This is a genomic window from Vibrio sp. 2096, from assembly GCF_033339595.1.
In the GTDB taxonomy this organism is placed as follows: domain Bacteria; phylum Pseudomonadota; class Gammaproteobacteria; order Enterobacterales; family Vibrionaceae; genus Vibrio; species Vibrio alginolyticus.
The window spans coordinates 337,772-358,243 of sequence record NZ_JAWOUX010000004.1 but is presented as its reverse complement, the minus strand read 5'-3'; the positions used below and the strand labels follow the sequence as shown (position 1 = coordinate 358,243).

The 20,472-nt window shown below is 45.2% G+C and carries 18 protein-coding genes and 1 tRNA gene; 12 read left to right on the top strand and 7 right to left on the bottom strand.

Annotated elements, in window-relative coordinates; translation table 11 throughout:
* Positions 1–7 precede the first annotated feature (7 nt).
* Genes R7Q41_RS10465 through folB form a run of 3 tightly spaced genes read right to left on the bottom strand, consistent with a single transcriptional unit; the run spans position 8 to position 1,664 of the window.
* On the bottom strand, positions 8–811 hold the full coding sequence (locus R7Q41_RS10465) for an undecaprenyl-diphosphate phosphatase (protein ID WP_017820255.1): 804 nt from the start codon (positions 809–811) through the stop codon (positions 8–10).
* 14 nt (positions 812–825) lie between these two features.
* The gene (gene folK, locus R7Q41_RS10460) at positions 826–1,308 is read right to left on the bottom strand and encodes a 2-amino-4-hydroxy-6-hydroxymethyldihydropteridine diphosphokinase (protein WP_005387457.1); all 483 of its coding nucleotides are present in this window, start codon (positions 1,306–1,308) and stop codon (positions 826–828) included.
* Positions 1,305–1,664: a dihydroneopterin aldolase gene (folB, locus tag R7Q41_RS10455; RefSeq protein ID WP_318144488.1), complete on the bottom strand. Its 360-nt coding sequence runs from the start codon at positions 1,662–1,664 to the stop codon at positions 1,305–1,307. Before folB ends, folK begins: the two co-directional genes overlap by 4 nt.
* A 250-nt stretch (positions 1,665–1,914) precedes the next feature.
* Here folB and plsY point away from each other — a divergent pair, with 250 nt between their 5' ends.
* Positions 1,915–2,526 carry a glycerol-3-phosphate 1-O-acyltransferase PlsY gene (gene plsY, locus R7Q41_RS10450; RefSeq protein WP_005379857.1) on the top strand — a complete coding sequence of 204 codons (612 nt, stop codon included), beginning with the start codon at positions 1,915–1,917 and terminating at the stop codon, positions 2,524–2,526.
* Between the two features lie 34 nt (positions 2,527–2,560).
* On the opposite strand, the gene R7Q41_RS10445 is transcribed toward plsY, so the two are convergent.
* Both R7Q41_RS10445 and tsaD read right to left on the bottom strand, forming a co-directional pair.
* On the bottom strand, positions 2,561–3,376 hold the full coding sequence (locus R7Q41_RS10445) for an alpha/beta fold hydrolase (protein WP_005379855.1): 816 nt from the start codon (positions 3,374–3,376) through the stop codon (positions 2,561–2,563).
* A gap of 176 nt (positions 3,377–3,552) precedes the next feature.
* Positions 3,553–4,569, bottom strand: coding sequence for a tRNA (adenosine(37)-N6)-threonylcarbamoyltransferase complex transferase subunit TsaD (gene tsaD / locus R7Q41_RS10440; protein ID WP_005379854.1), 1,017 nt, complete (start codon positions 4,567–4,569; stop codon positions 3,553–3,555).
* Positions 4,570–4,799: 230 nt separating this feature from the next.
* On the opposite strand from tsaD, the gene rpsU reads away from it, so the two are divergent.
* The 6 genes from rpsU (at position 4,800) to R7Q41_RS10410 (ending at position 10,660) form a co-directional block, all read left to right on the top strand.
* On the top strand, positions 4,800–5,015 hold the full coding sequence (gene rpsU, locus R7Q41_RS10435; protein ID WP_001145625.1) for a 30S ribosomal protein S21: 216 nt from the start codon (positions 4,800–4,802) through the stop codon (positions 5,013–5,015).
* 27 nt (positions 5,016–5,042) lie between these two features.
* On the top strand, positions 5,043–5,486 hold the full coding sequence (locus R7Q41_RS10430; RefSeq protein ID WP_005379720.1) for a GatB/YqeY domain-containing protein: 444 nt from the start codon (positions 5,043–5,045) through the stop codon (positions 5,484–5,486).
* 149 nt (positions 5,487–5,635) lie between these two features.
* Complete coding sequence (dnaG, locus tag R7Q41_RS10425) at positions 5,636–7,402, top strand: DNA primase (protein WP_213965520.1); 1,767 nt, start codon at positions 5,636–5,638, stop codon at positions 7,400–7,402.
* A 99-nt stretch (positions 7,403–7,501) separates the two neighbouring features.
* Positions 7,502–9,364 carry an RNA polymerase sigma factor RpoD gene (gene rpoD, locus R7Q41_RS10420; RefSeq protein WP_005395986.1) on the top strand — a complete coding sequence of 621 codons (1,863 nt, stop codon included), beginning with the start codon at positions 7,502–7,504 and terminating at the stop codon, positions 9,362–9,364.
* A gap of 155 nt (positions 9,365–9,519) precedes the next feature.
* Positions 9,520–9,595, top strand: a tRNA-Ile gene (locus R7Q41_RS10415).
* 261 nt (positions 9,596–9,856) lie between these two features.
* Positions 9,857–10,660 carry a MetQ/NlpA family ABC transporter substrate-binding protein gene (locus R7Q41_RS10410; RefSeq protein ID WP_268979666.1) on the top strand — a complete coding sequence of 268 codons (804 nt, stop codon included), beginning with the start codon at positions 9,857–9,859 and terminating at the stop codon, positions 10,658–10,660.
* Positions 10,661–10,758: 98 nt separating this feature from the next.
* Here the strand turns inward: R7Q41_RS10410 and R7Q41_RS10405 are convergent, their stop codons facing one another.
* Together R7Q41_RS10405 and R7Q41_RS10400 are read right to left on the bottom strand one after the other, a co-directional pair.
* Entirely contained in the window at positions 10,759–11,031 is a 273-nt protein-coding gene (locus R7Q41_RS10405) for a D-fructose-6-phosphate amidotransferase (protein WP_318144487.1), read from the bottom strand.
* Positions 11,032–11,254: 223 nt separating this feature from the next.
* Positions 11,255–11,974, bottom strand: coding sequence for an SIMPL domain-containing protein (locus R7Q41_RS10400; RefSeq protein WP_005379714.1), 720 nt, complete (start codon positions 11,972–11,974; stop codon positions 11,255–11,257).
* Between the two features lie 233 nt (positions 11,975–12,207).
* On the opposite strand from R7Q41_RS10400, the gene R7Q41_RS10395 reads away from it, so the two are divergent.
* The 5 genes from R7Q41_RS10395 (at position 12,208) to dhaR (ending at position 20,467) form a co-directional block, all read left to right on the top strand.
* Positions 12,208–13,971 carry a lysophospholipid acyltransferase family protein gene (locus tag R7Q41_RS10395; RefSeq protein ID WP_064377418.1) on the top strand — a complete coding sequence of 588 codons (1,764 nt, stop codon included), beginning with the start codon at positions 12,208–12,210 and terminating at the stop codon, positions 13,969–13,971.
* Between the two features lie 595 nt (positions 13,972–14,566).
* Positions 14,567–16,519, top strand: a complete 1,953-nt coding sequence (locus R7Q41_RS10390) for a PTS mannitol transporter subunit IICBA (protein ID WP_213885591.1) — start codon at positions 14,567–14,569, stop codon at positions 16,517–16,519.
* A 111-nt stretch (positions 16,520–16,630) separates the two neighbouring features.
* Positions 16,631–17,779, top strand: coding sequence for a mannitol-1-phosphate 5-dehydrogenase (locus R7Q41_RS10385; protein WP_238970181.1), 1,149 nt, complete (start codon positions 16,631–16,633; stop codon positions 17,777–17,779).
* A gap of 86 nt (positions 17,780–17,865) precedes the next feature.
* Positions 17,866–18,396 carry an MltR family transcriptional regulator gene (locus R7Q41_RS10380; RefSeq protein WP_005379708.1) on the top strand — a complete coding sequence of 177 codons (531 nt, stop codon included), beginning with the start codon at positions 17,866–17,868 and terminating at the stop codon, positions 18,394–18,396.
* Between the two features lie 145 nt (positions 18,397–18,541).
* Positions 18,542–20,467: a dihydroxyacetone kinase operon transcriptional regulator DhaR gene (dhaR, locus tag R7Q41_RS10375; RefSeq protein WP_238970180.1), complete on the top strand. Its 1,926-nt coding sequence runs from the start codon at positions 18,542–18,544 to the stop codon at positions 20,465–20,467.
* Positions 20,468–20,472 lie beyond the last annotated feature (5 nt).

Genomic DNA, 20,472 nt, shown 5'->3' with positions numbered 1-20,472 from the left:
ACATCAATTATGCACTTAATAGAAAAGCGAACAAACCGACGCCCAAAATGAGACGGTAAATCACAAACGGTGTCATGCCCATTCGTGAAATCATCTTCAAGAAGAAGTGGATACAGATGTACGCACTGATAAACGATGTGATAATGCCAGTCATTAAGAAACCAACATGGACAGGTTCACCACTGGTCACTAACTTCATGCCTAAGTAGCTACCAGCTAATGTAATGATTGGGATCGACATTAAAAACGAAAATCGGGCAGCCGCTTCTCGAGTAAAGCCAAGGTAAAGCGCTGCTGTGATGGTCGCCCCTGAACGTGAAGTTCCAGGAATCATCGCTAAGGCTTGAGCAATACCGATAAATACAGCTTTCTTCCAACCCGTTTGGTATTCATCGGCAACGAGTTTAGCGTTTTTGTCTACCCACCATAGCAACAGGCCAAATACGATCGTAGTAGTCGCGATGACGTAAGCGCTACGTAGATACACTTCAATGATGTCTTTCATCAATAAGCCGAACACACAAGCTGGAATCGTCGCAATCACGATCATCCAAGCCAATTTAGCTTCTTTACTGCGATCTCCTTTAAAGATCGAAGCAAATAACGCTTGAAACAAAGTGATTACTTCATGACGAAAATAGATCACGACAGCCATTAATGTACCGACGTGAACAGCAACATCAAAGGCTAGACCTTGGTCTTCCCATCCTAAAATAGCGGAAGGCAGGATCAAATGGGCAGAGCTTGAAATAGGCAAAAACTCTGTCAGCCCCTGAATCAGAGCCAAAATAAAGGCTTCAAAATAACTCATGTAAACAACTCAAATTAAAAATGAAAGGAAACGGGTTTGAGCGAATCGACTGGCTGCATAGCATGCCAAATGTCTGCGACTGTGCGTCCATCGCCTGGGATCACTAATTGCGGTTCGAGATCATACAGCGGCTTTGTGACAAAAGGATATTTGTAGATATCACTGCGAGGTAGCTCAGGTTTTTTCTTGGAGACGCGCTCACCGAACAACACTATATCGAGATCCAGTGTTCGATCCTGATACTTTTGCGCGTTTTCTTCGCGTCCCCACTTAAATTCAATCTCGCGTAGTTGATGGCTCAACTCTTCTAATGACAACTCGGTACGCATTGCAACGACAAAGTTGTAGAAATTCTTGCTGCTAAAACCAATAGGTTCGCATTCATATATCGGTGATACGAGGAGATTTTCTCCAAGCCGTTGCAGCTCCTGATACGCAGCAAGCACATGTTGCTCTCTTTCTACGTTCGTCCCAACACCGATATAGGTGGTGATCATGCTCGGCCTCGCTCAATCACCACACCAACAGCACGTGCTTGCGGCACGGCGCCAGGCTTCGCTAGGCGGATTTTCACCCAAGGCACTGAGAAACGCAGCATGATAAGCTCTGCTACTTCTTCAGCCACGCACTCGACCAGTAAGAAACGACCATTTTCAATGTGGTTAAGTACCGCCTCACTCACCTGCGAATAATCCAGTGCATCTTGCACATCATCACTTTTGCCCGCAGGTTTATTATCGTGTGCCATTTCAATATCTAGAACCAACTTTTGTTTGATTTGTTGCTCCCAGTCGTACACGCCAATTGTGGTGATTACTTCTAACTGTTCAATAAAAACTTTATCCAGAGCCATCTTATGTCCTTCTATTACAGAGGTCGGATACCCGTGAGGGGTAATTTGATCGTAGTATTCTATACCTAAGTAACATTTACTTTGGTCATCACAATGTTACTTAGGTATAAACTGCGAAAGCATCTTTATATACAAGAAATCACATAATGCAAGCTCTATCACAGTGAGGATTTCTGCATTATGTAAATTCGGGGTATGATAGCAACTACGCGGGAACCGAGCATTAAATTCCAATCCATCAAGGACTTCTATGGACGCACTGGCACTGATAATGACAATGGCCGCCTATTTATTAGGTTCGGTTTCCAGTGCGGTTTTGATCTGTCGACTCTTAAAACTGCCAGACCCACGCAGTGTGGGATCTAACAATCCTGGAGCAACGAACGTATTGCGTATTGGCGGACGAGGAGCCGCTGTTTCAGTCTTGTTGTGCGATATGCTCAAAGGCACTATCCCCGTGTGGGGCGGATACTTTCTTGGTATCGACCCTATCATTCTTGGCGTCATCGCCATTGCTGCCTGTCTTGGCCACATGTACCCCATCTTTTTCCACTTTAAAGGCGGAAAAGGTGTCGCAACCGCGCTTGGCGCTATCGCTCCGATTGGTTTGGACTTAACAGGATTGGTGATGTTAACTTGGCTGTCAGTAGCCGCGCTATTCCGCTATTCATCCTTAGCGGCTCTCGTCACGGTTTTGGTCACTCCGTTTTATACTTGGATGTTTAAACCGCAATACACGTTACCTGTTGCTATGCTGTGTTGCTTAATCGTATTTAAGCATCATCAAAATATTCGTCGGCTTTTGTCTGGCGACGAGCCAAAAATCGGCGAGAAGAAACTGACACAAAAAAACTCGGCTTAATGCCGAGTTTTTCGTTTAAAGAGGGATGCATTGGTTACGCATGAACTCGATTCAGGAAGTTCAACAACATTTGGTTGACGAACTCCGGCTGTTCTAAACAACTGATGTGTCCCGCTTGCGGAATTTCTACCAACTCACTGCCCGTGATACAGTCTTTCATTAAATACGATTCGAAAACCGGGCGAGGCTTATCTTCACAGCCCACCGCAATTAACGTCGGCAGAGCGAATTTTTCCGAATCTTCAATCACATCACGGCGACCAAACACCATGCGCCCCATGCGAGCTACTTCCACCGCACGCTCACCGTTCAGCTCTTCTAAACTGCGTTTGAATGAAGCGACAAGTTTAGGGTTATCCTGATTGACGTTGTTGGCAAAGAACAGCGGCACAACGGCTTCAATAATTGGCGCAGGCACTGCTTGGACTTGGCTGATGGTATCAAGCATTGCAAAATACTTTTTATACGTAACTTCTGGCTCCCAGCCAATGAAGGTATCCATCAATACCAGTGACTTAACACGTTGCGGCGCTTGAGCCGTTAGCTCCGCTCCCCACATGCCGCCAACAGATAAGCCCACTATCGAGAACTCTTCGATATCTAAATGATCCATCAATGCCAACATATGTTGTGCATAGTCGGCCAATGACTGTGTCGATGCAGGTGCAGCGTCCGATTCACCATGTGCCCAAAGATCTGGCACAATACAACGGAATGACTGGCTTAAAACCTCTACTTGCGGCGCCCACATTTGGCTATCCCAAAGGTAACTATGACCAAATAGAAGCACAGGGCCCTCACCTTTATCTAGATAAGCAAGTTGCTGACCTTCAATTTCAAACTTATTCATTGTTATATCCATTTCTTATTCTTCCACGTCATCCTAGCACTGAAACAATAGCGAACTGCTCGCATCAGTCAGAATGTAAAACGAGGCGGTTCATTGAATAATTAAAAATAAAGGCCTCTGAGGAGCAGAGACCTTTATTACACAGAACCGGTTTCAAACCTACCGCATAAATTTGACTAAGCGACAGGTGTTAGTTGATCAATTGGCCAACGTGGACGAGCCTCTACTGACATATCAGCCACTTCGCCATTCTTCAAGCGCTGCATGCCTGCGTAAGCGATCATCGCACCGTTATCTGTACAGAACTCAGTACGTGGGTAGTAAACTTCGCCGCCAACTTTCTTCGCTAACTTCTCTAACTCAGCTCGCAAACGACGGTTAGCACTCACACCACCAGCAATAACAATGCGTTTCATGCCTGTTTGCTCAAGCGCGCGCTTACATTTAATAGCCAACGTAGCACACACAGCCTCTTCAAATGCCAATGCGATGTCCGCGCGGGTTTGCTCGTCATCACCGTTTGCAGCAATCGTGTTAGCCGTAAAGGTTTTTAGACCAGAGAAACTCATGTCCAAACCGGGCACATTCGTCATTGGGCGCGGGAACTTAAAGCGGCCCGGTGTACCTTTTTCCGCCAGTTTAGATAATAGTGGACCGCCTGGGTAATCCAAACCCATTAGCTTCGCTGTTTTATCAAACGCTTCGCCCGCCGCATCATCAATCGACTCACCTAGAATTTTGTACTCACCGATGCCTCTCACTTCCACCATCATAGAGTGACCGCCCGATACTAATACCGCCACAAACGGGAACGGTGGAGGGTTATCTTCCAACATTGGGGCCAATAGGTGACCTTCCATATGATGAACAGGTACCGCTGGCACTCCCCAAGCATAAGCAATACTGCGACCGATAGTCGCACCCACTAATAGCGCCCCAACAAGACCAGGCCCCGCGGTATACGCGACACCATCGATGTCTTTTGAAGTTAAGTTCGCTTCTTTTAGTGCCTCTTTAATAAGAGGAATGGTTTTCTTTACGTGGTCACGTGAAGCCAACTCAGGCACCACACCGCCGTAATCTGCGTGCAGTTTTACTTGGCTGTATAGCTTGTGTGACAAGAGACCGTTTTCATCGTCATAAATTGCGATGCCAGTCTCGTCACAAGAGGTTTCAATACCAATAATGCGCATGGTTTTCTCAGTATGCTTTCTGTATAGAGGAAATTTGGGCGTCATATTACCTCGCCTTGGTGCTGCAAACAAATTTTGTACAGACAATAATCGACAAAAGGCTTTACAAAGTAGTTGTGATCGGATTAAAATTCCGCACCATTTTTGATCAAGCTGGTAAGAGACCTAACAATTGTGATTTGGTCTGTTGAATACCAGCGTTAACGAATAACCCCTGAGGTGAAAGGCATATGCCAGTAGTTAAAGTACGTGAAAACGAACCGTTCGACGTTGCTCTACGTCGTTTTAAGCGCTCTTGCGAAAAAGCAGGTATCCTTTCTGAAGTGCGTCGTCGTGAGCACTACGAAAAACCAACTACAGTTCGCAAACGCGCTAAAGCAGCAGCTCAAAAGCGTCACGCTAAGAAGCTAGCTCGCGAAAACGCTCGTCGCGTTCGCCTGTACTAATAACTGAGCTCCAAAAGGAATTTAGTTATGGCTCTGATTGATCAACTCAAAGAAGAGCAAAAATTAGCGATGAAAGCCAAGGACAAATTGCGCCTTGGTACTATTCGTTTAGCCCTATCAGCAATCAAGCAACGTGAAGTTGACGAACAGATTACTCTGAACGATGACGACATTCTTGCAGTATTGACCAAGATGGTTAAACAACGTCGCGATTCTGTAGCGCAGTTTGAAGCAGCGGGTCGTCAAGATCTTGCTGATGCGGAACAAGCAGAAATTACCGTTCTTGAGGACTTTATGCCTCAACCACTGACAGACGAAGAAGTAGCGGCTCTCATCGAGAACGCGATTGCTGAATCTGGCGCAGCTGGCATGCAAGACATGGGCAAAGTAATGGGCGTTCTGAAACCGCAAATTCAAGGGCGTGCAGATATGGGTAAAGTAAGCGGTTTAGTTCGCGCTAAATTGGCTTAAGGTACCCCACCCAATTGCAGCAAGCCGTGCTATCCTTTGGAGCGCACGGCTTGTTTGTATCTGGATGGATGGAATGAAATCAATGGGCAATACGCTCATTCTTTTAAGGCATTCACTCCACTCATCATCTTCTTTTTTTGTTAGGTTTTATGGCTGGACACATCCCTCGCAGTTTTATCGATGACCTTCTAGCTCGACTTGATATTGTCGATATCATCGACGCACGTGTGAAACTTAAGAAAAAAGGCAAAAACTACGGCGCATGCTGCCCGTTCCACAACGAAAAGACACCCTCATTCAGTGTCAGTCAAGAAAAGCAGTTCTACCATTGTTTTGGTTGTGGCGCGCATGGAAATGCCATCGATTTTTTGATGGAATTCGACCGACTAGAATTCGTCGAAGCCATTGAAGAACTCGCTTCATACTTGGGTTTAGATGTTCCTCGCGAACAACGTAGCGGCGGTAATGGTTCGTTTCAATCAGGCCCACAAGCAAGCAGCAGTGAAAAACGTAACCTATACGACTTAATGGGCAGCATTGCTCAATTTTATCGTAACCAACTCAAACAGCCAGCAAGTAAGGTGGCGATTGAGTATCTAAAAGATCGCGGCCTGTCTGGTGAAATCGTCCAGAAGTTTGGCATCGGCTATGTGGCTGATGAATGGGATTTAGTTCGTAAGAACTTTGGCCACAATAAAGAAAACCAAGACATGCTCGTCACAGGCGGCATGTTGATTGAAAACGATAAAGGCAACCGCTACGACCGATTCCGTGGTCGAGTGATGTTTCCTATTCGAGATAGACGCGGCCGAGTAATAGGCTTTGGTGGTCGAGTATTAGGTGATGGGACACCAAAATATCTCAACTCACCCGAAACCCCGATATTTCATAAAGGTAAAGAGTTGTATGGCCTTTATGAAGTACTACAAGCGTATCGTGAGCCACCACAAATTTTAGTGGTTGAAGGCTATATGGATGTTGTCGCGCTTGCTCAATATGGCGTAGATTATTCCGTTGCCTCATTGGGAACCTCGACAACGGGCGATCACTTGCAAGTGTTATTCAGGCAAACAAGCACCGTAGTGTGTTGTTATGACGGTGACCGCGCAGGCCGTGAAGCCGCGTGGCGTGCCATGGAAAATGCATTGCCTTACCTAACGGATGGTCGCCAGTTAAAATTCATGTTTTTGCCGGATGGAGAAGATCCCGACTCTTATATCCGACAAAACGGAAAACAAGCATTTGAGCAGCAAGTGTCTAATGCGATGCCCTTGTCTGAATTCATGTTCAGCTCATTGACTCAGCAGGTCGATATGAGCACGAAAGAAGGCATGGCAAAACTGAGTACTCTTGCGGTTCCTCTCATTGATAAAGTCCCTGGCGGCACTTTAAGACTATACTTGAGAGAATTGCTTGGCCGCCGTTTGGGTTTGGTTGATGAACGCCAACTACAGCAGCTAATTTCAAAACAAGGTAAAGAGGATAAAAGGCCTCAACCTCATAAAGAAATCAAGCGAACGCCGATGCGAGAAGTGATCGCGTTACTGATTCAAAACCCACAATACGTAAGTATGGTGCCAGATCTAACTAGCGTTAGAGATTTGCCCATTCCTGGTCTAAGTTTATTTGTTGATGTACTTGATAAATGCCAAGCGCATCCCCATATCAACACAGGCCAATTATTAGAGCATTGGCGAAACAGCCAAAATGAGACCCTTCTGTCTCGTCTCGCGAGTTGGGACATTCCACTCGATGAGGACAACCAAGAAGAAATCTTTTTAGACTCACTGGATAAAATTATTGCCCAGTGCGTAGAAAAACAAATTGAAAACCTGCAGGCCAAAGCAAGAAGTGTCGGTTTATCAGCCGAAGAGAAAAGGGAGCTGCTAGCACTTATGCTAGATTTAAAAGCGTAACCCTGTTTAATTAGTCAGCAACGATTTAATTTGTTATAGTAAGTGGTTTGCATTTCGCATACTGATTCCTTCACCAGATTACGAAGTTGGATACCGTCTATGGATCACAATCCGCAGTCACAGCTAAAGTCACTTGTTATTAAAGGCAAGGAACAAGGCTATCTGACCTACGCCGAAGTAAATGACCACCTACCTGCTGAAATCGTAGATTCAGAACAGGTAGAAGACATCATTCAGATGATCAACGACATGGGCATTAAGGTAGTAGAAACTGCTCCTGATGCTGATGATTTAGCACTGAACGATGACACAAATATTACCGATGAAGATGCAGCCGAAGCTGCAGCCGCTGCACTTTCTAGCGTAGAGAGTGAGATTGGTCGTACAACAGACCCAGTACGTATGTACATGCGTGAGATGGGTACTGTCGAACTTCTAACTCGCGAAGGCGAAATCGACATCGCAAAACGTATTGAAGAAGGTATTAACCAAGTTCAATCGTCTGTTGCTGAATACCCAGGCACAATTCCGTACATTCTTGAGCAATTTGACAAAGTTCAAGCTGAAGAACTACGTCTTACAGACCTAATTTCAGGTTTTGTAGATCCAGATGCTGACGACACCGCTGCACCAACGGCAACACACATCGGTTCTGAACTGACTGAATCTCAGTTAGAAGAAGAAGACGATGAAGACGTTGATGACGACGAAGATAGCGATGACGATTCAGATGATTCTGAAGAAGATGTAGGTATCGATCCTGAATTAGCGCTAGAGAAATTCAACCAACTACGCAGCACCTATCAAAATCTTCAATTAGCAATCAACGAGTACGGCTATAACAGCCCGAAAGCAACCGTTGCTAATGAAATGATGCTAGACGTATTCCGCGAGTTTCGTCTAACGCCTAAACAGTTTGATCACCTAGTGAATGAACTGCGTACTGCTATGGATCGCGTTCGTACACAAGAGCGTCTGATCATGAAGTCTGTGGTTGAATACGGCAAAATGCCGAAGAAATCATTCATCGCGCTGTTCACTGGTAATGAATCAAGTGAAGCTTGGCTGGATGAAGTTCTTGCTTCAGACAAGCCATACGCTGAAAAGATCAAACGTAACGAAGAAGAAATCCGTCGTTCAATCGCTAAGCTAAAAATGATTGAAGAAGAGACTTCTCTAAACGTACAGAACATTAAAGACATCAGCCGTCGTATGTCTATCGGTGAAGCAAAAGCTCGCCGTGCGAAGAAAGAGATGGTTGAAGCGAACTTGCGTCTTGTAATTTCTATCGCGAAGAAATACACCAACCGTGGCCTACAGTTCTTGGATCTGATCCAGGAAGGTAACATCGGTCTGATGAAAGCGGTAGATAAGTTCGAATATCGTCGTGGTTACAAGTTCTCGACTTACGCAACGTGGTGGATCCGTCAGGCAATCACTCGTTCAATCGCGGACCAAGCACGTACGATTCGTATCCCGGTACACATGATCGAAACGATCAACAAGCTAAACCGTATTTCTCGTCAAATGTTGCAAGAGATGGGTCGCGAGCCACTACCGGAAGAACTGGCAGAGCGCATGCAAATGCCAGAAGACAAGATTCGTAAAGTTCTAAAAATCGCTAAAGAGCCTATCTCAATGGAGACACCAATCGGTGACGACGAAGATTCGCATCTAGGTGATTTTATCGAAGATACAACGCTAGAACTTCCGCTAGATTCTGCAACTGCAACTAGCCTTAAGGTGGCAACAAAAGACGTGCTTGCAGGTCTAACGCCACGTGAAGCGAAAGTACTTCGTATGCGTTTTGGTATTGACATGAACACTGACCATACTCTAGAAGAAGTTGGTAAGCAGTTCGACGTTACTCGTGAGCGTATCCGTCAGATCGAAGCAAAAGCACTACGTAAACTTCGTCACCCAAGCCGCTCAGAGACTCTGCGCAGCTTCCTAGACGAATAATCGCAGCGCATACAAGCTTTTAGAAATCAAAAAAGGTGACTTTAGGTCACCTTTTTTATTATCTACTGTTCTAAGTGGATAAAAACTAAGCGCAATTGCCCTAGTTGGTATCTAGACACCTTGCAACGCTTCCCCTATAATCGTTGTCCTATTAAGGCCCCTTAGCTCAGTGGTTAGAGCAGTCGACTCATAATCGATTGGTCCGCAGTTCAAGTCTGCGAGGGGCCACCATATTTCGAAAGGCGTAGCAGGTTAATACCTACTACGCCTTTTTTGTATCTTATATCTTTGGGTACAGTTTCGGTTGCGGTAACTCGTCACTAACCTCGTAATAGCTTTTCTTCTTCCCCTCTTCTTTAACTATTATCTGGCTTTCTATACGAGCAATAGAAACAAAATGTCTGCTCGTGATTTAAACCATTGACCCTCAGACAACTTCTGATAGGATGGACATATAAACGTATGGACGTCTAAAACAAAAATGGAGCTACAATGAAAAATATTGGTCACTTAAAGAAACTAGCTTTGATTCTCACGGCAGTAGTCGGCTTAAGCGCTTGTGGAGAAAAAGATGACTCTGTCATTAAAGTGGGCGCGACAGTTGGGCCACATGCACAAGTAGTCGAGGCGGTAGCGAAGGAAGCAGCGAAGCAAGGTTTGAATGTCGAAGTCATTGAGTTTTCTGACTACGTGACACCTAATGCCGCTCTTAGCGATGGTAGCATCGATATTAATAGCTATCAGCACCAGCCATTTTTAGACAACTTCAACAGTAGCCATAACGCCCAATTAGTATCAATTGGTCAGTCCATTCTTATGCGTATGGGGCTTTATTCCAATAAGTATCGCTCACTGCAAGAGCTTCCAAACAATGCACGTATAGCGCTTCCAAATGACCCTACCAACGGTGGTCGTGGTCTGTTGCTACTCGCCGATGCAGGTTTAATTGAGCTGAAACAGGGTGTTGGCCATAAAGCCGCCCTAACTGATATCAAAAAAAACGCAAAATCATTTGAATTTGTCGAGGTAGATGCCGCTCAGCTACCAAGAACATTAGATGATGTGGACGCGGCTGCGATTACAATGAACTACGTAATGTCTTCTGGTTTAGATCCGAAGAAACACAGTATCTATCTTGAAGCAAAAGACGCCCCATTAGCAGTCATGGTCATCGCCACTCGTGACGCAGACAAAAATAATGAAGCGTATAAAAAGTTCGTTTCTATTTATCAATCTCAAGCGATTCGTGATTATCTCGATCGCACTTTCAAAGGCACAATCGAAGCAGCTTTTTAATCAATAAAGCAGCGAATACTTTGCCCCACGAATCAGATAGAAAAGAGGCTAATGTTTTCTCATAGCCTCTTCTTTTCATTACTCACTAAATCGACTCATTATCGACTTTCAGCCTCTAACTTCATTGCCAAATAAGCTTGATCAGCAGAAACCAATTCAGGGCGGTTAATCAACTTCCAGAGGAAGTATGGTGGGATTAAAAATACGATGAAGTAGAGAGATTCATGGAAAAAAACATCGGCTATCGTTTGCTGATGCTCCCAAAGTGCCGTCAGTGCGAAGAGCTCTAACATCACGCCTAATACGCCAAAGACGACAGAGACAACAATCGCTAAACCCAGTAGTTCTCTAACAAAGTGCTTGTATGCCATGATACTAATTCCTTCTAGCAATAAGTCATACTAACTTACGCTCATAAGAAACAAGTGAGCTTGATTATTATCAAACTCACCTCATCACTGTTAAGAACTTAGTTTTATAAAAAAGTACTTGTATATAGCGTCAGCGAAGACTGATTTCCCTATCACAGAGCATAGATACCTCTACAAATAGAAGGTGATGGAACGACCAACTATTGACTATATGAGCGCAACTTTAATCAGATAAGTAATATTGAACCGTCGATACCACTCGTACTTTCTTAATGTAAGGCGTGTTGCTGTCTCGGTCATAAATCGAGAACTGCCCTTGAGTTGCACGTTTGATCTTACCCAGTGAACTCTGTGAGTCTTTCGCAAATTTCTCAGCCACTTCACGCGCATTCTTAGTCGCTTCTTCGATCATGTCTGGCTTCACATCATTCAGCTTAGTAAAGCTGTACTCAACACGATTTGCATAAGGATCTTGGTTAAGCAAAACGCCTTGCTTTCCTAGCTCACCTATTTCATTGATTGCCGCTCGAACAACATCAACACTCTGGCTATAAACCGTAACGGTTCGCGAGGCCAAATAACGATACTCAATGTCTTGCTCGCTCCCATATTGCTGTGCTTTTCTGTCAATGACCGCTGGGGAAGAAAGGGAAACGCTGGTTTCAGGAAGCCCTTTGGCACTTAGAAAGTCCAAAATCAAACGGGTTTGCTGGTCAATTTCATCAAACATGGCTCCCATATCATTACTCGCTAGAGTAAATTGAATCGGCCAAATCACCGTATCAGCAGGATACTCACGCTCCGACAAACCTTTTACTGTCACGACTCTTTCATAGGCTCGGTATTTCACCGCCGTCTGCTGCATAAAATAGCCAAGTATGCCAAGACCAAGTATCAAACTTAGCCCAATCCAAAGTGCTGCTTTATTGGAAACTCGTTCCATTATTTCCCCCTGATAAATATCAACTTAGCTTAATCTTTGTTCTAGATAAGATAGCCTATCTCTTGTTTTAAGAGGGAGACATAACGCGAGTTTTGATTCATAGCACAGTGATATACCGTTTTCTTTAGTCAATAAAGCTTCATTGGTTTGTCACCAAAGGCTCATGCTTTTGCCTCTGAATTGTCATCTGTAATTTCTACTATCCAATCAGCAACTTGTACGCTGAGGTAAATATGGATAGTTCGACCCCTTTTCGTCTCCCACGTAAAACGCCGTTTGGCATTGGTGAAAACGTTGCTGAATGGGCAACCGGTTTAAACCAACTTGATAAGTTCTACGCCCAACGCCCCGTTAATGCCGATACCAAAACTTTTCTCCGCTTCACGCTGGATGTCTTAGGTATCGACTATCGTATTGCTCATGGTTCACTCGATTCAGTTCCCAAACAAGGTGCTACCGTCATTGTGGCGAACCATCCGCTTGGTTGTGTGGAAGGCGTGATCTTGGCTGAATTACTGTTGATGGTCAGAGACGATATCCAAATCCTAGCCAATCAATACCTGAAAACCGTGCCGGAGTTAGATCAGCTCTTTATTGGTGTCGATGTATTTGAAGGCAAAGACGCCGTCAAATCGAATATGAAAGCCCTGAGAGCGGCCAATAAACACCTCGCAAGTGGCGGCTTATTGCTTGTCTTTCCTGCCGGCGAGGTTTCCCAGTTAGTCGATGCCAAACAGCAACGCTTGGAAGACAAAGCGTGGAGTCGAAGCGTAAGCAGCCTAATCCGAAAAAACAAAGCAACAACAGTTCCAGTGTTCATCAGTGGTCAGAACTCGAAACGCTTCTATATGGCAGGGAAAATCCATCCACTTTTGCGTACCCTACTGCTTGGTCGAGAGTTGCTAAACAAACATGCGCAAACCATTGATTTATCTTTTGGCCAAGTGATCAAATTCAAAGAGATCAACACACTTAACGATGATCAAGTGGTGAACTATTTGCGGCTCAACACTTACTTGCTCAATCGTGAAACCCATTCAGTGAAGCCTTCTTCTTCATCAGAAATGCTCTCTCCAATAGCGGCAGGGTTACCCGTAGGCGAATTGCTTGAAGAGCTGAACAACTTACCAAAAGAGTCCAAGCTGCTAACAAGTGGTGAGTTCGATGTTTACTGCACGGAGTCGCAGAACATCCCTTCCCTACTGCATGAAATTGGTCGCCTACGTGAGCTCAATTTTCGACAGGTTGGCGAAGGGACAGGACTAGCAATAGACATTGACCATTTCGATCATGATTACCTGCATCTGTTTGTGTGGGACAGAGAAAACCAATGCTTGGTGGGCGCGTATCGTTTAGGTCTAGTTGATCAACTGATTGAAAAGCGCGGCGTAGCAGGTCTGTATTCACGAACGTTGTTTAACTATGACCAACGCTTTATAGACCAAATGGGTAAATCCATCGAAATGGGGCGCTCAGTGATTGCACAGCAATATCAGAAGAGCATGAGCGCGCTACTGTTGCTGTGGAAAGGCATCGCAACCTTCGTTCATCAAAATCCTGATTACACTCACCTATTTGGTCCGGTAAGCATTAGCAACGATTATAGCGATACTGCACGTCAATTACTGGCTCAATCAATGACACTGCACCACTACGACAACAACTGTGCAGAATACGTCACGCCTTCTAACCCACTTCCTGAGCACCACCGTGACTGGAATACCAGCATGCTCACCGCTCTGGGTGATTTACAGCTATTGTCACGTGTCATTGCCAGAATCGATGAAGGGAAAGGAGTGCCCGTTTTGCTGCGTCAGTACTTAAGCCTCAATGGCAAGCTGGTATGCTTCAACATCGACCCTGCATTCAATAACGCTCTAGATGGATTGATTATGGTGGATTTGCGCGATGTTCAAGAAAAGACGTTGGCAAGGTATATGGGACGCGAGCAAGCTCATGACTACCTCGTCTATCATACTAATAGCAACGATGATTAAGAACAGTGATTAAGTAGAGAGTTGGGAATCACAAGAAGAACCGTGTGGCGACTCTCTTTATTTACCCTTTCATCAACTAATTAGGCGTGCTCCGTGAAGTGCGCCGAAAAGACTCTCATAGATACAATCTATCGAAAGATCTAGATAGCATTTATCTCACCAATTCCGTCACAAACTTTCACAAAAAACAAAAACAAATCCAGGTCACACTTTAAATCCACCACAACTCAATACAAAACGTGACATTGATCATTACAAGTATTTAATTCGAATTTCAAAAAAAATCAAAAGTGATCAAAGTCACAAAGTATTTTAATTTTAAATTTGTCAGAAGATCGGATTGATCACTAAGATTTTTATTGACAGATTTGAAAGTGGCTTTTTGTTATTAAGTTACAAGTTAATAAGTTGAACTTGGTCACTTAAAAACCGTTTCTCAGCCTAAGAAATGCGGGCGTAGATCACGAAAAACCCGTTGTCAGTTCCAATTGGAAAATGTGTGGTAAATTGATTGGGTACTAAGCAATCAAACAAACGGTTTTGGCGAACCGTTTACTACAACAAGATTCATCAGAACATCGAACGGGGAATTGTTATGATATCACCAGATGCCAAGATCAAGATACAAAATTTTGGTCGTTTTCTGTCAAACATGGTAATGCCAAACATCGGCGCGTTTATCGCGTGGGGCTTTATCACTGCTCTATTTATCCCAACTGGATGGCTACCAAACGAAACGTTAGCCTCTATGGTTGGCCCAATGATTACCTACTTGCTGCCACTACTTATCGGTTACACCGGTGGTAAATTAGTTGGCGGCGATCGTGGTGCGGTAGTCGGTGCAATCACAACAATGGGTGTGATTGTCGGCACAGACATCCCAATGTTTATGGGGGCAATGATGGTCGGCCCAATGGGCGGCTGGGCTATCAAGAAATTCGATAACTACATCGATGGTAAAGTAAAAAGTGGCTTCGAGATGTTGGTTAACAACTTCTCTGCGGGCATCATCGGCATGCTATGTGCGATCCTTGCCTTCATCTTTATCGGTCCATTCGTAAAAATTCTTTCTGGTGGCTTGGCGGCTGGCGTTAACTTCCTAGTTTCTGCTCACCTACTACCACTGACTTCAATCTTCGTTGAACCTGCGAAGATCCTGTTCCTAAATAACGCGATCAACCACGGTATCTTCTCTCCACTGGGTATCCAACAAGCGTCTGAGACAGGTCAATCGATCTTCTTCCTAATCGAAGCAAACCCTGGTCCTGGTCTAGGTATCCTGCTAGCTTACATGGTGTTTGGTAAAGGTACGGCTCGTCAAACTGCAGGTGGTGCATCAATCATCCACTTCTTCGGCGGTATCCACGAGATTTACTTCCCATACATCCTAATGAACCCTCGCCTAATCCTTGCGGCTATCGCAGGTGGTATGACTGGCGTATTCGTTCTAACTATCTTTAACGCAGGTATCGTTTCTCCAGCATCACCAGGTTCAATCTTTGCAATCTTGTTGATGACTCAGAAAGGCTCAATCGTTGGTGTTCTAGCGTCTATCGCAGCAGCAACAGGCGTGTCATTCGCCGTAGCAGCACTGCTAATGAAGACTCAAACGTCAACAGAAGAAGACGGTGATGAAGCAGCACTAGAAAAAGCAACATCACAAATGAAAGACATGAAATCTGCATCTAAAAACGATGCGGTGGTAAACAACCAAAGCAAAGGTGACGTAGACCTAGCGACAGTACAAAGCATCATTGTCGCTTGTGATGCGGGCATGGGCTCGAGTGCAATGGGCGCGAGCATGCTACGCAAAAAGGTTCAAGACGCAGGTCTGAACATCCACGTAACCAACCTTGCCATTAACAGCTTACCAGAGAGTGCAGATATCGTGATTACTCATAAAGACTTAACGGATCGTGCACGTAAGCATGCTCCAAACGCACACCACATTTCATTGACTAACTTCCTAGACAGCGAGATGTACAACCAGCTAGTCACCAAACTACTAGCAGCGCAAAACCAATCCGCAGCCAATGACGACCAAATGGTAAAAGTTTCGCTCGTGGCAGCAAACGACGACAACTTCGAGCCACAGCAAACGTCGGTGTTCCAAATCCAGCGTGAAAACATTCACCTAGGTTTGAAAGCTGCCAACAAAGAAGAAGCGATTCGCTTCGCGGGCAACAAGTTGGTCGAACTTGGCTACGCAGAACCAGAATACGTAGACGCGATGTTTGAGCGTGAAGCATTGGTTTCTACTTACCTAGGCGAATCTATCGCAGTACCTCACGGCACGGTAGAAGCGAAAGACCGCGTGAAGAAAACCGGCATTGTAATCTGCCAATACCCATCGGGTATCCAATTTACTGAAGACGACGATGATGTAGCGAAACTGGTTATCGGCATTGCCGCTAAGAACGATGAGCACATCCAGGTGATTACCACCATTACGAACGCGCTCGATGAGCCGGAGGCAATTGAGAAGCTAACCAGCACCAACGATGTGGAAGAGATTCTGAACATCCTTGGCGGTCAACAAGCGGCTTAATTACCCCTTTAATTTGCTCCTGAGGCAAATGAGGTCAGCTGTCACCCCCTATGCGGTTGGCCTCCCCCTAGTTTCGTAAGTCAACATTTTAGACATTGGTAGGTAAGAATTATGAAAAACGCAGTTCATTTTGGCGCAGGTAACATTGGTCGTGGCTTCATCGGAAAACTCTTAGCAGATGCAGAAGTCGAGGTCACATTTGCAGACGTTGACGCTCCACTCGTAGACCAACTGAGTCACAAGCAAGAATACAAAGTAAAAGTGGTCGGTACTGAGTGCCAAATCGACACAGTAACTCACGTCACCGCGGTAAACTCAGCCAGTGAAGATGTCATCGACCGCATTGTAAAAACCGACTTGGTAACAACAGCGGTTGGCCCTAACGTACTGGACATCATTGCAAAAACCATCGCTACCGGCATTGCTAAACGCTTTGCAGCAGGTAACGATAAACCATTGAACATCATCGCGTGCGAAAACATGGTTCGTGGCACAACTCACCTAAAAGGTGAAGTGTACAAACATTTGGATGAATCATTACACGCGAAAGCAGACGAGCTAGTTGGCTTCGTCGACTCCGCAGTGGACCGCATCGTACCACCAGCAGAAGCGGCGAACGATGACCCACTAGAAGTCACTGTAGAGAGCTTTAGCGAATGGATTGTGGATGAGCAGCAATTCAAGGGCGAAATCCCTGACATCGCAGGCATGGAAAAAACCAACAACCTAATGGCGTTTGTAGAGCGTAAGCTGTTCACTCTCAATACAGGTCACTGCATTACCGCTTACCTAGGTTGCTTAAAAGGCCATCGCACTATTCGTGAAGCGATCGAAGACCCAAGTATTCATTCTGAAGTAAAACAGGCGATGCAAGAGAGTGGTGAAGTGCTGATCAAACGTTACGGCTTCGACCGTGACATGCACAACGCCTACATCGAGAAGATTCTGGGACGCTTTGCCAACCCATACTTAGTGGATGAGGTGGATCGCGTAGGTCGTCAACCAATTCGAAAATTGGGTGCAAACGATAGATTAGTGAAGCCTTTACTCGGTACAATTGAGTATGGCACTGAAAATCAAACACTTTTGAAAGGCATTGCCGCTGCGTTGAAGTACACTAACGACACTGACCCACAAGCCGTAGAGCTACAAAACTCATTAAAAGAAGTGGGTGTGAAGAAGACGCTAGCGACATACACAGGTCTTGCAGAAGACAGTGCTGAAGTGGCTCAAATCGAGACACTTTACAACCAACTTTGATTTACCTAGGGGAGCTCGGCTCCCCTTCTATGTCCTTCTCTGCTTGAAGAGTTGGGATAGCTAATAATTAGAAATGTATTCAGTATATGGCAGATAACATCAACGAAACCGAGATCATTGAGCGATTAAACAGCGCCCCATCGGTACGAGGCTTTTTCATTGCAGCAGTCGACGTTTTTAACGATTCGATCGACGGGTTGGTGCAAAGAATCTTTCGTAAAGATAACTTCGCTGTTCAATCGGTTGTCGGTCCGCTGCTACAAGACTCTGGACCGCTGGGCGATCTATCTGTTCGTTTGAAGTTATTGTTTGGCTTGGGAGTGCTCCCCGATGACATTTACCACGACATCGAAGACATCATCAAACTCAAAAACCAACTCAATAGTGACGCTTCAGATTACGAATTCACTGACCCGAATATTCTAGAACCAATTAAGAAACTGCACTTGGTGAAGAAAATGGGCATGGTGCAACTGGAAGTCAGCGAACCAGATGACGACATCGACCTTGAGTTTTATCAGCTACAGCTGCAACGTCAACAACAAATCATTAAGTCAGGGCTCTCACTTGCCATTGTCGAGATTTGCAATGAGCTCGGCAAAGACAGCCCTTTTTAATCGAAAAACTGGCAAGGAAGCCTCCTCAACTCGCCCCTCTTTTTGCACATTCTTCTATACAACGTGCGTGAAAGCCATCACAGTCCATATTCCGATGTCTCTGTAACATCAGACCAATCTATCGCTAGTATTGAAACGGTATCGCATGCTTTCAATCGAAGACACTAAAACTAAGTGGGAGTTTTTCCAGAAACACCACTGGGTATCTCCAGAATTTTCCCGCACTCCCGTCCTCGAGTCGTGGGAGCGTTGCATAAAGCAATGCAGCCCTTACACTTGGTCAAAACCACATATTGCCTCTGGATTTACCTTCTCATCTCTAATGAAGCGCAACGAACATCTCATCGAATGCGCCACGACCGTACTTGAAGACACTTACGACATGCTAGGGGACGAAGACCTGGTATTGATGGTGACTGACGGCAACGGCTGCGTTCTATCTGTTGTGGGACATAACTCAATGCAACAAGAGATGCAGGCGCTCGGTATTAAACAAGGCTGCTTTCTCTCCGAAGGAAAGATAGGCACAAATGCAGTCAATCTCTGTATCAATACTCATATCCCGTGTGAAGTTTTTGCTGCCGAACATTTCAATCGCCACTTGCACTCTTATGCCTCTGTAGCGGCGCCTGTTTTTGACCAATTTGGCAAATTACGCGGTACAACATGCCTTTTCAGAAAAGCGGAAAGCTATAAGAAAGAAGACTTAGTCATCATCGCGTCGAGCGCGAAAGAAGTCAGCTTGCAAATCCACATTCAGTCGGAACAAGAAAACATGAACCGCCTTACTTGTGCGCACAACGCAACGTTAGAATGCATGGATGACGGCCTTCTGGCCTGGGATGAAGAAAGCCGTATAACCATGGTAAATCACCAGTCCGAGCGTTTGTTAAACATTGAAGCCAGTCAGGTCTTGGATAAAGAAGTCTTTGCTGTTTTGCGCTTCCCACCGAATGTCCTTACTAGTATTGAGTCAGGTGCGAGCATAAACCGTAAACTCACAACGGTAGAGGTTCGTGGCGAGTTTGTTGAAGCGATCATCACCTTGCGTCCACTCAACGACGGCACACACTTATTGTTCTTGCACCCTATCGATAAAATTCGCGAACTTGCTCAACAACAAATAGGTGGCAGTGCGCGCTATACGTTCAGCACTTTGCCTGTCATTTCACGAAAAATGAAGCATGTCATTACCGTTGCAAAACGGGCCATAAAGTCCAAATCACCGATTCTAATTACGGGTGAAGAAGGTGTAGGAAAAGCCACTCTCGCCATGGCGATCCATAACGAAAGCACTTACAAAGAAGGGCCGTTCATTACGCTCAACTGCCGCTCCATCAATACAGAGCAACTGGTCAAAGAAACCCTAGGCTACGACGAAGGGCAAGGCATGCCTTCTAAGTTTGAACTCGCCCATGGCGGTACGCTCTTTTTAGAAAAGGTGGAATATCTGTCGCCCGATTTACAAGCCGTGCTACTTAAGTTGTTAAAAACTGGACTCGTCAGCCGCAGCGACAGTTTGCGATTGATCCCCGTAGACTTTCAACTTATTACCAGCACCGCTTCAGAGATCAGCGAGTATGTCACTCAGCGCTCATTTGGTCGGCAACTTTATTATGAAATCTCCTCGAACGAGCTGCATATTCCGCCACTACGAAAGCGTAAAGAAGACATTGAATTTCTCGTCCAGCAGCTTATCAGCCATTATGAACGCCGCCACAATGTGACGATCTCGATAGAGCCAGTCGCACTGGAAGCGTTGATGAATTTTCGTTGGTCAGGCAACAATTCTGAATTAAGAAACCGAACTGAGCGAATTTTGCTGAACCGCAGTTCCAACTTAATCAAGCTGAACGATATTCCTGAAGACATTAAACTGAATTCTCGCCATACCGCAGAAAATACGCCAGTAATCACGTTAGAAGAAGCCGAGAGAAGAGCGATTGTTCAGGCTTGGAATCAGTGTGATGGCAAAATGCATGATATGGCGAAAGCATTGCAAATTGGCCGCACGACCTTATGGAGAAAAATTAATAAGTTTGGGCTGCAGGAGCAAATGAAGCTGTATTAAGTCGT

Bases quoted from the DNA above. Each gene is read 5' to 3' on its own strand.
- folB (WP_318144488.1), bottom strand. From the start codon at position 1,664: ATGGCTCTGGATAAAGTTTTTATTGAACAGTTAGAAGTAATCACCACA.
- R7Q41_RS10390 (WP_213885591.1), top strand. From the start codon at position 14,567: ATGATATCACCAGATGCCAAGATCAAGATACAAAATTTTGGTCGTTTT.
- rpoD (WP_005395986.1), top strand. From the start codon at position 7,502: ATGGATCACAATCCGCAGTCACAGCTAAAGTCACTTGTTATTAAAGGC.
- R7Q41_RS10385 (WP_238970181.1), top strand. From the start codon at position 16,631: ATGAAAAACGCAGTTCATTTTGGCGCAGGTAACATTGGTCGTGGCTTC.
- R7Q41_RS10405 (WP_318144487.1), bottom strand. From the start codon at position 11,031: ATGGCATACAAGCACTTTGTTAGAGAACTACTGGGTTTAGCGATTGTT.
- R7Q41_RS10410 (WP_268979666.1), top strand. From the start codon at position 9,857: ATGAAAAATATTGGTCACTTAAAGAAACTAGCTTTGATTCTCACGGCA.
- folK (WP_005387457.1), bottom strand. From the start codon at position 1,308: ATGATCACCACCTATATCGGTGTTGGGACGAACGTAGAAAGAGAGCAA.
- rpsU (WP_001145625.1), top strand. From the start codon at position 4,800: ATGCCAGTAGTTAAAGTACGTGAAAACGAACCGTTCGACGTTGCTCTA.
- R7Q41_RS10430 (WP_005379720.1), top strand. From the start codon at position 5,043: ATGGCTCTGATTGATCAACTCAAAGAAGAGCAAAAATTAGCGATGAAA.
- R7Q41_RS10445 (WP_005379855.1), bottom strand. From the start codon at position 3,376: ATGAATAAGTTTGAAATTGAAGGTCAGCAACTTGCTTATCTAGATAAA.
- R7Q41_RS10400 (WP_005379714.1), bottom strand. From the start codon at position 11,974: ATGGAACGAGTTTCCAATAAAGCAGCACTTTGGATTGGGCTAAGTTTG.
- R7Q41_RS10380 (WP_005379708.1), top strand. From the start codon at position 17,866: ATGGCAGATAACATCAACGAAACCGAGATCATTGAGCGATTAAACAGC.
- dhaR (WP_238970180.1), top strand. From the start codon at position 18,542: ATGCTTTCAATCGAAGACACTAAAACTAAGTGGGAGTTTTTCCAGAAA.
- R7Q41_RS10395 (WP_064377418.1), top strand. From the start codon at position 12,208: ATGGATAGTTCGACCCCTTTTCGTCTCCCACGTAAAACGCCGTTTGGC.
- plsY (WP_005379857.1), top strand. From the start codon at position 1,915: ATGGACGCACTGGCACTGATAATGACAATGGCCGCCTATTTATTAGGT.
- dnaG (WP_213965520.1), top strand. From the start codon at position 5,636: ATGGCTGGACACATCCCTCGCAGTTTTATCGATGACCTTCTAGCTCGA.
- R7Q41_RS10465 (WP_017820255.1), bottom strand. From the start codon at position 811: ATGAGTTATTTTGAAGCCTTTATTTTGGCTCTGATTCAGGGGCTGACA.
- tsaD (WP_005379854.1), bottom strand. From the start codon at position 4,569: ATGCGCATTATTGGTATTGAAACCTCTTGTGACGAGACTGGCATCGCA.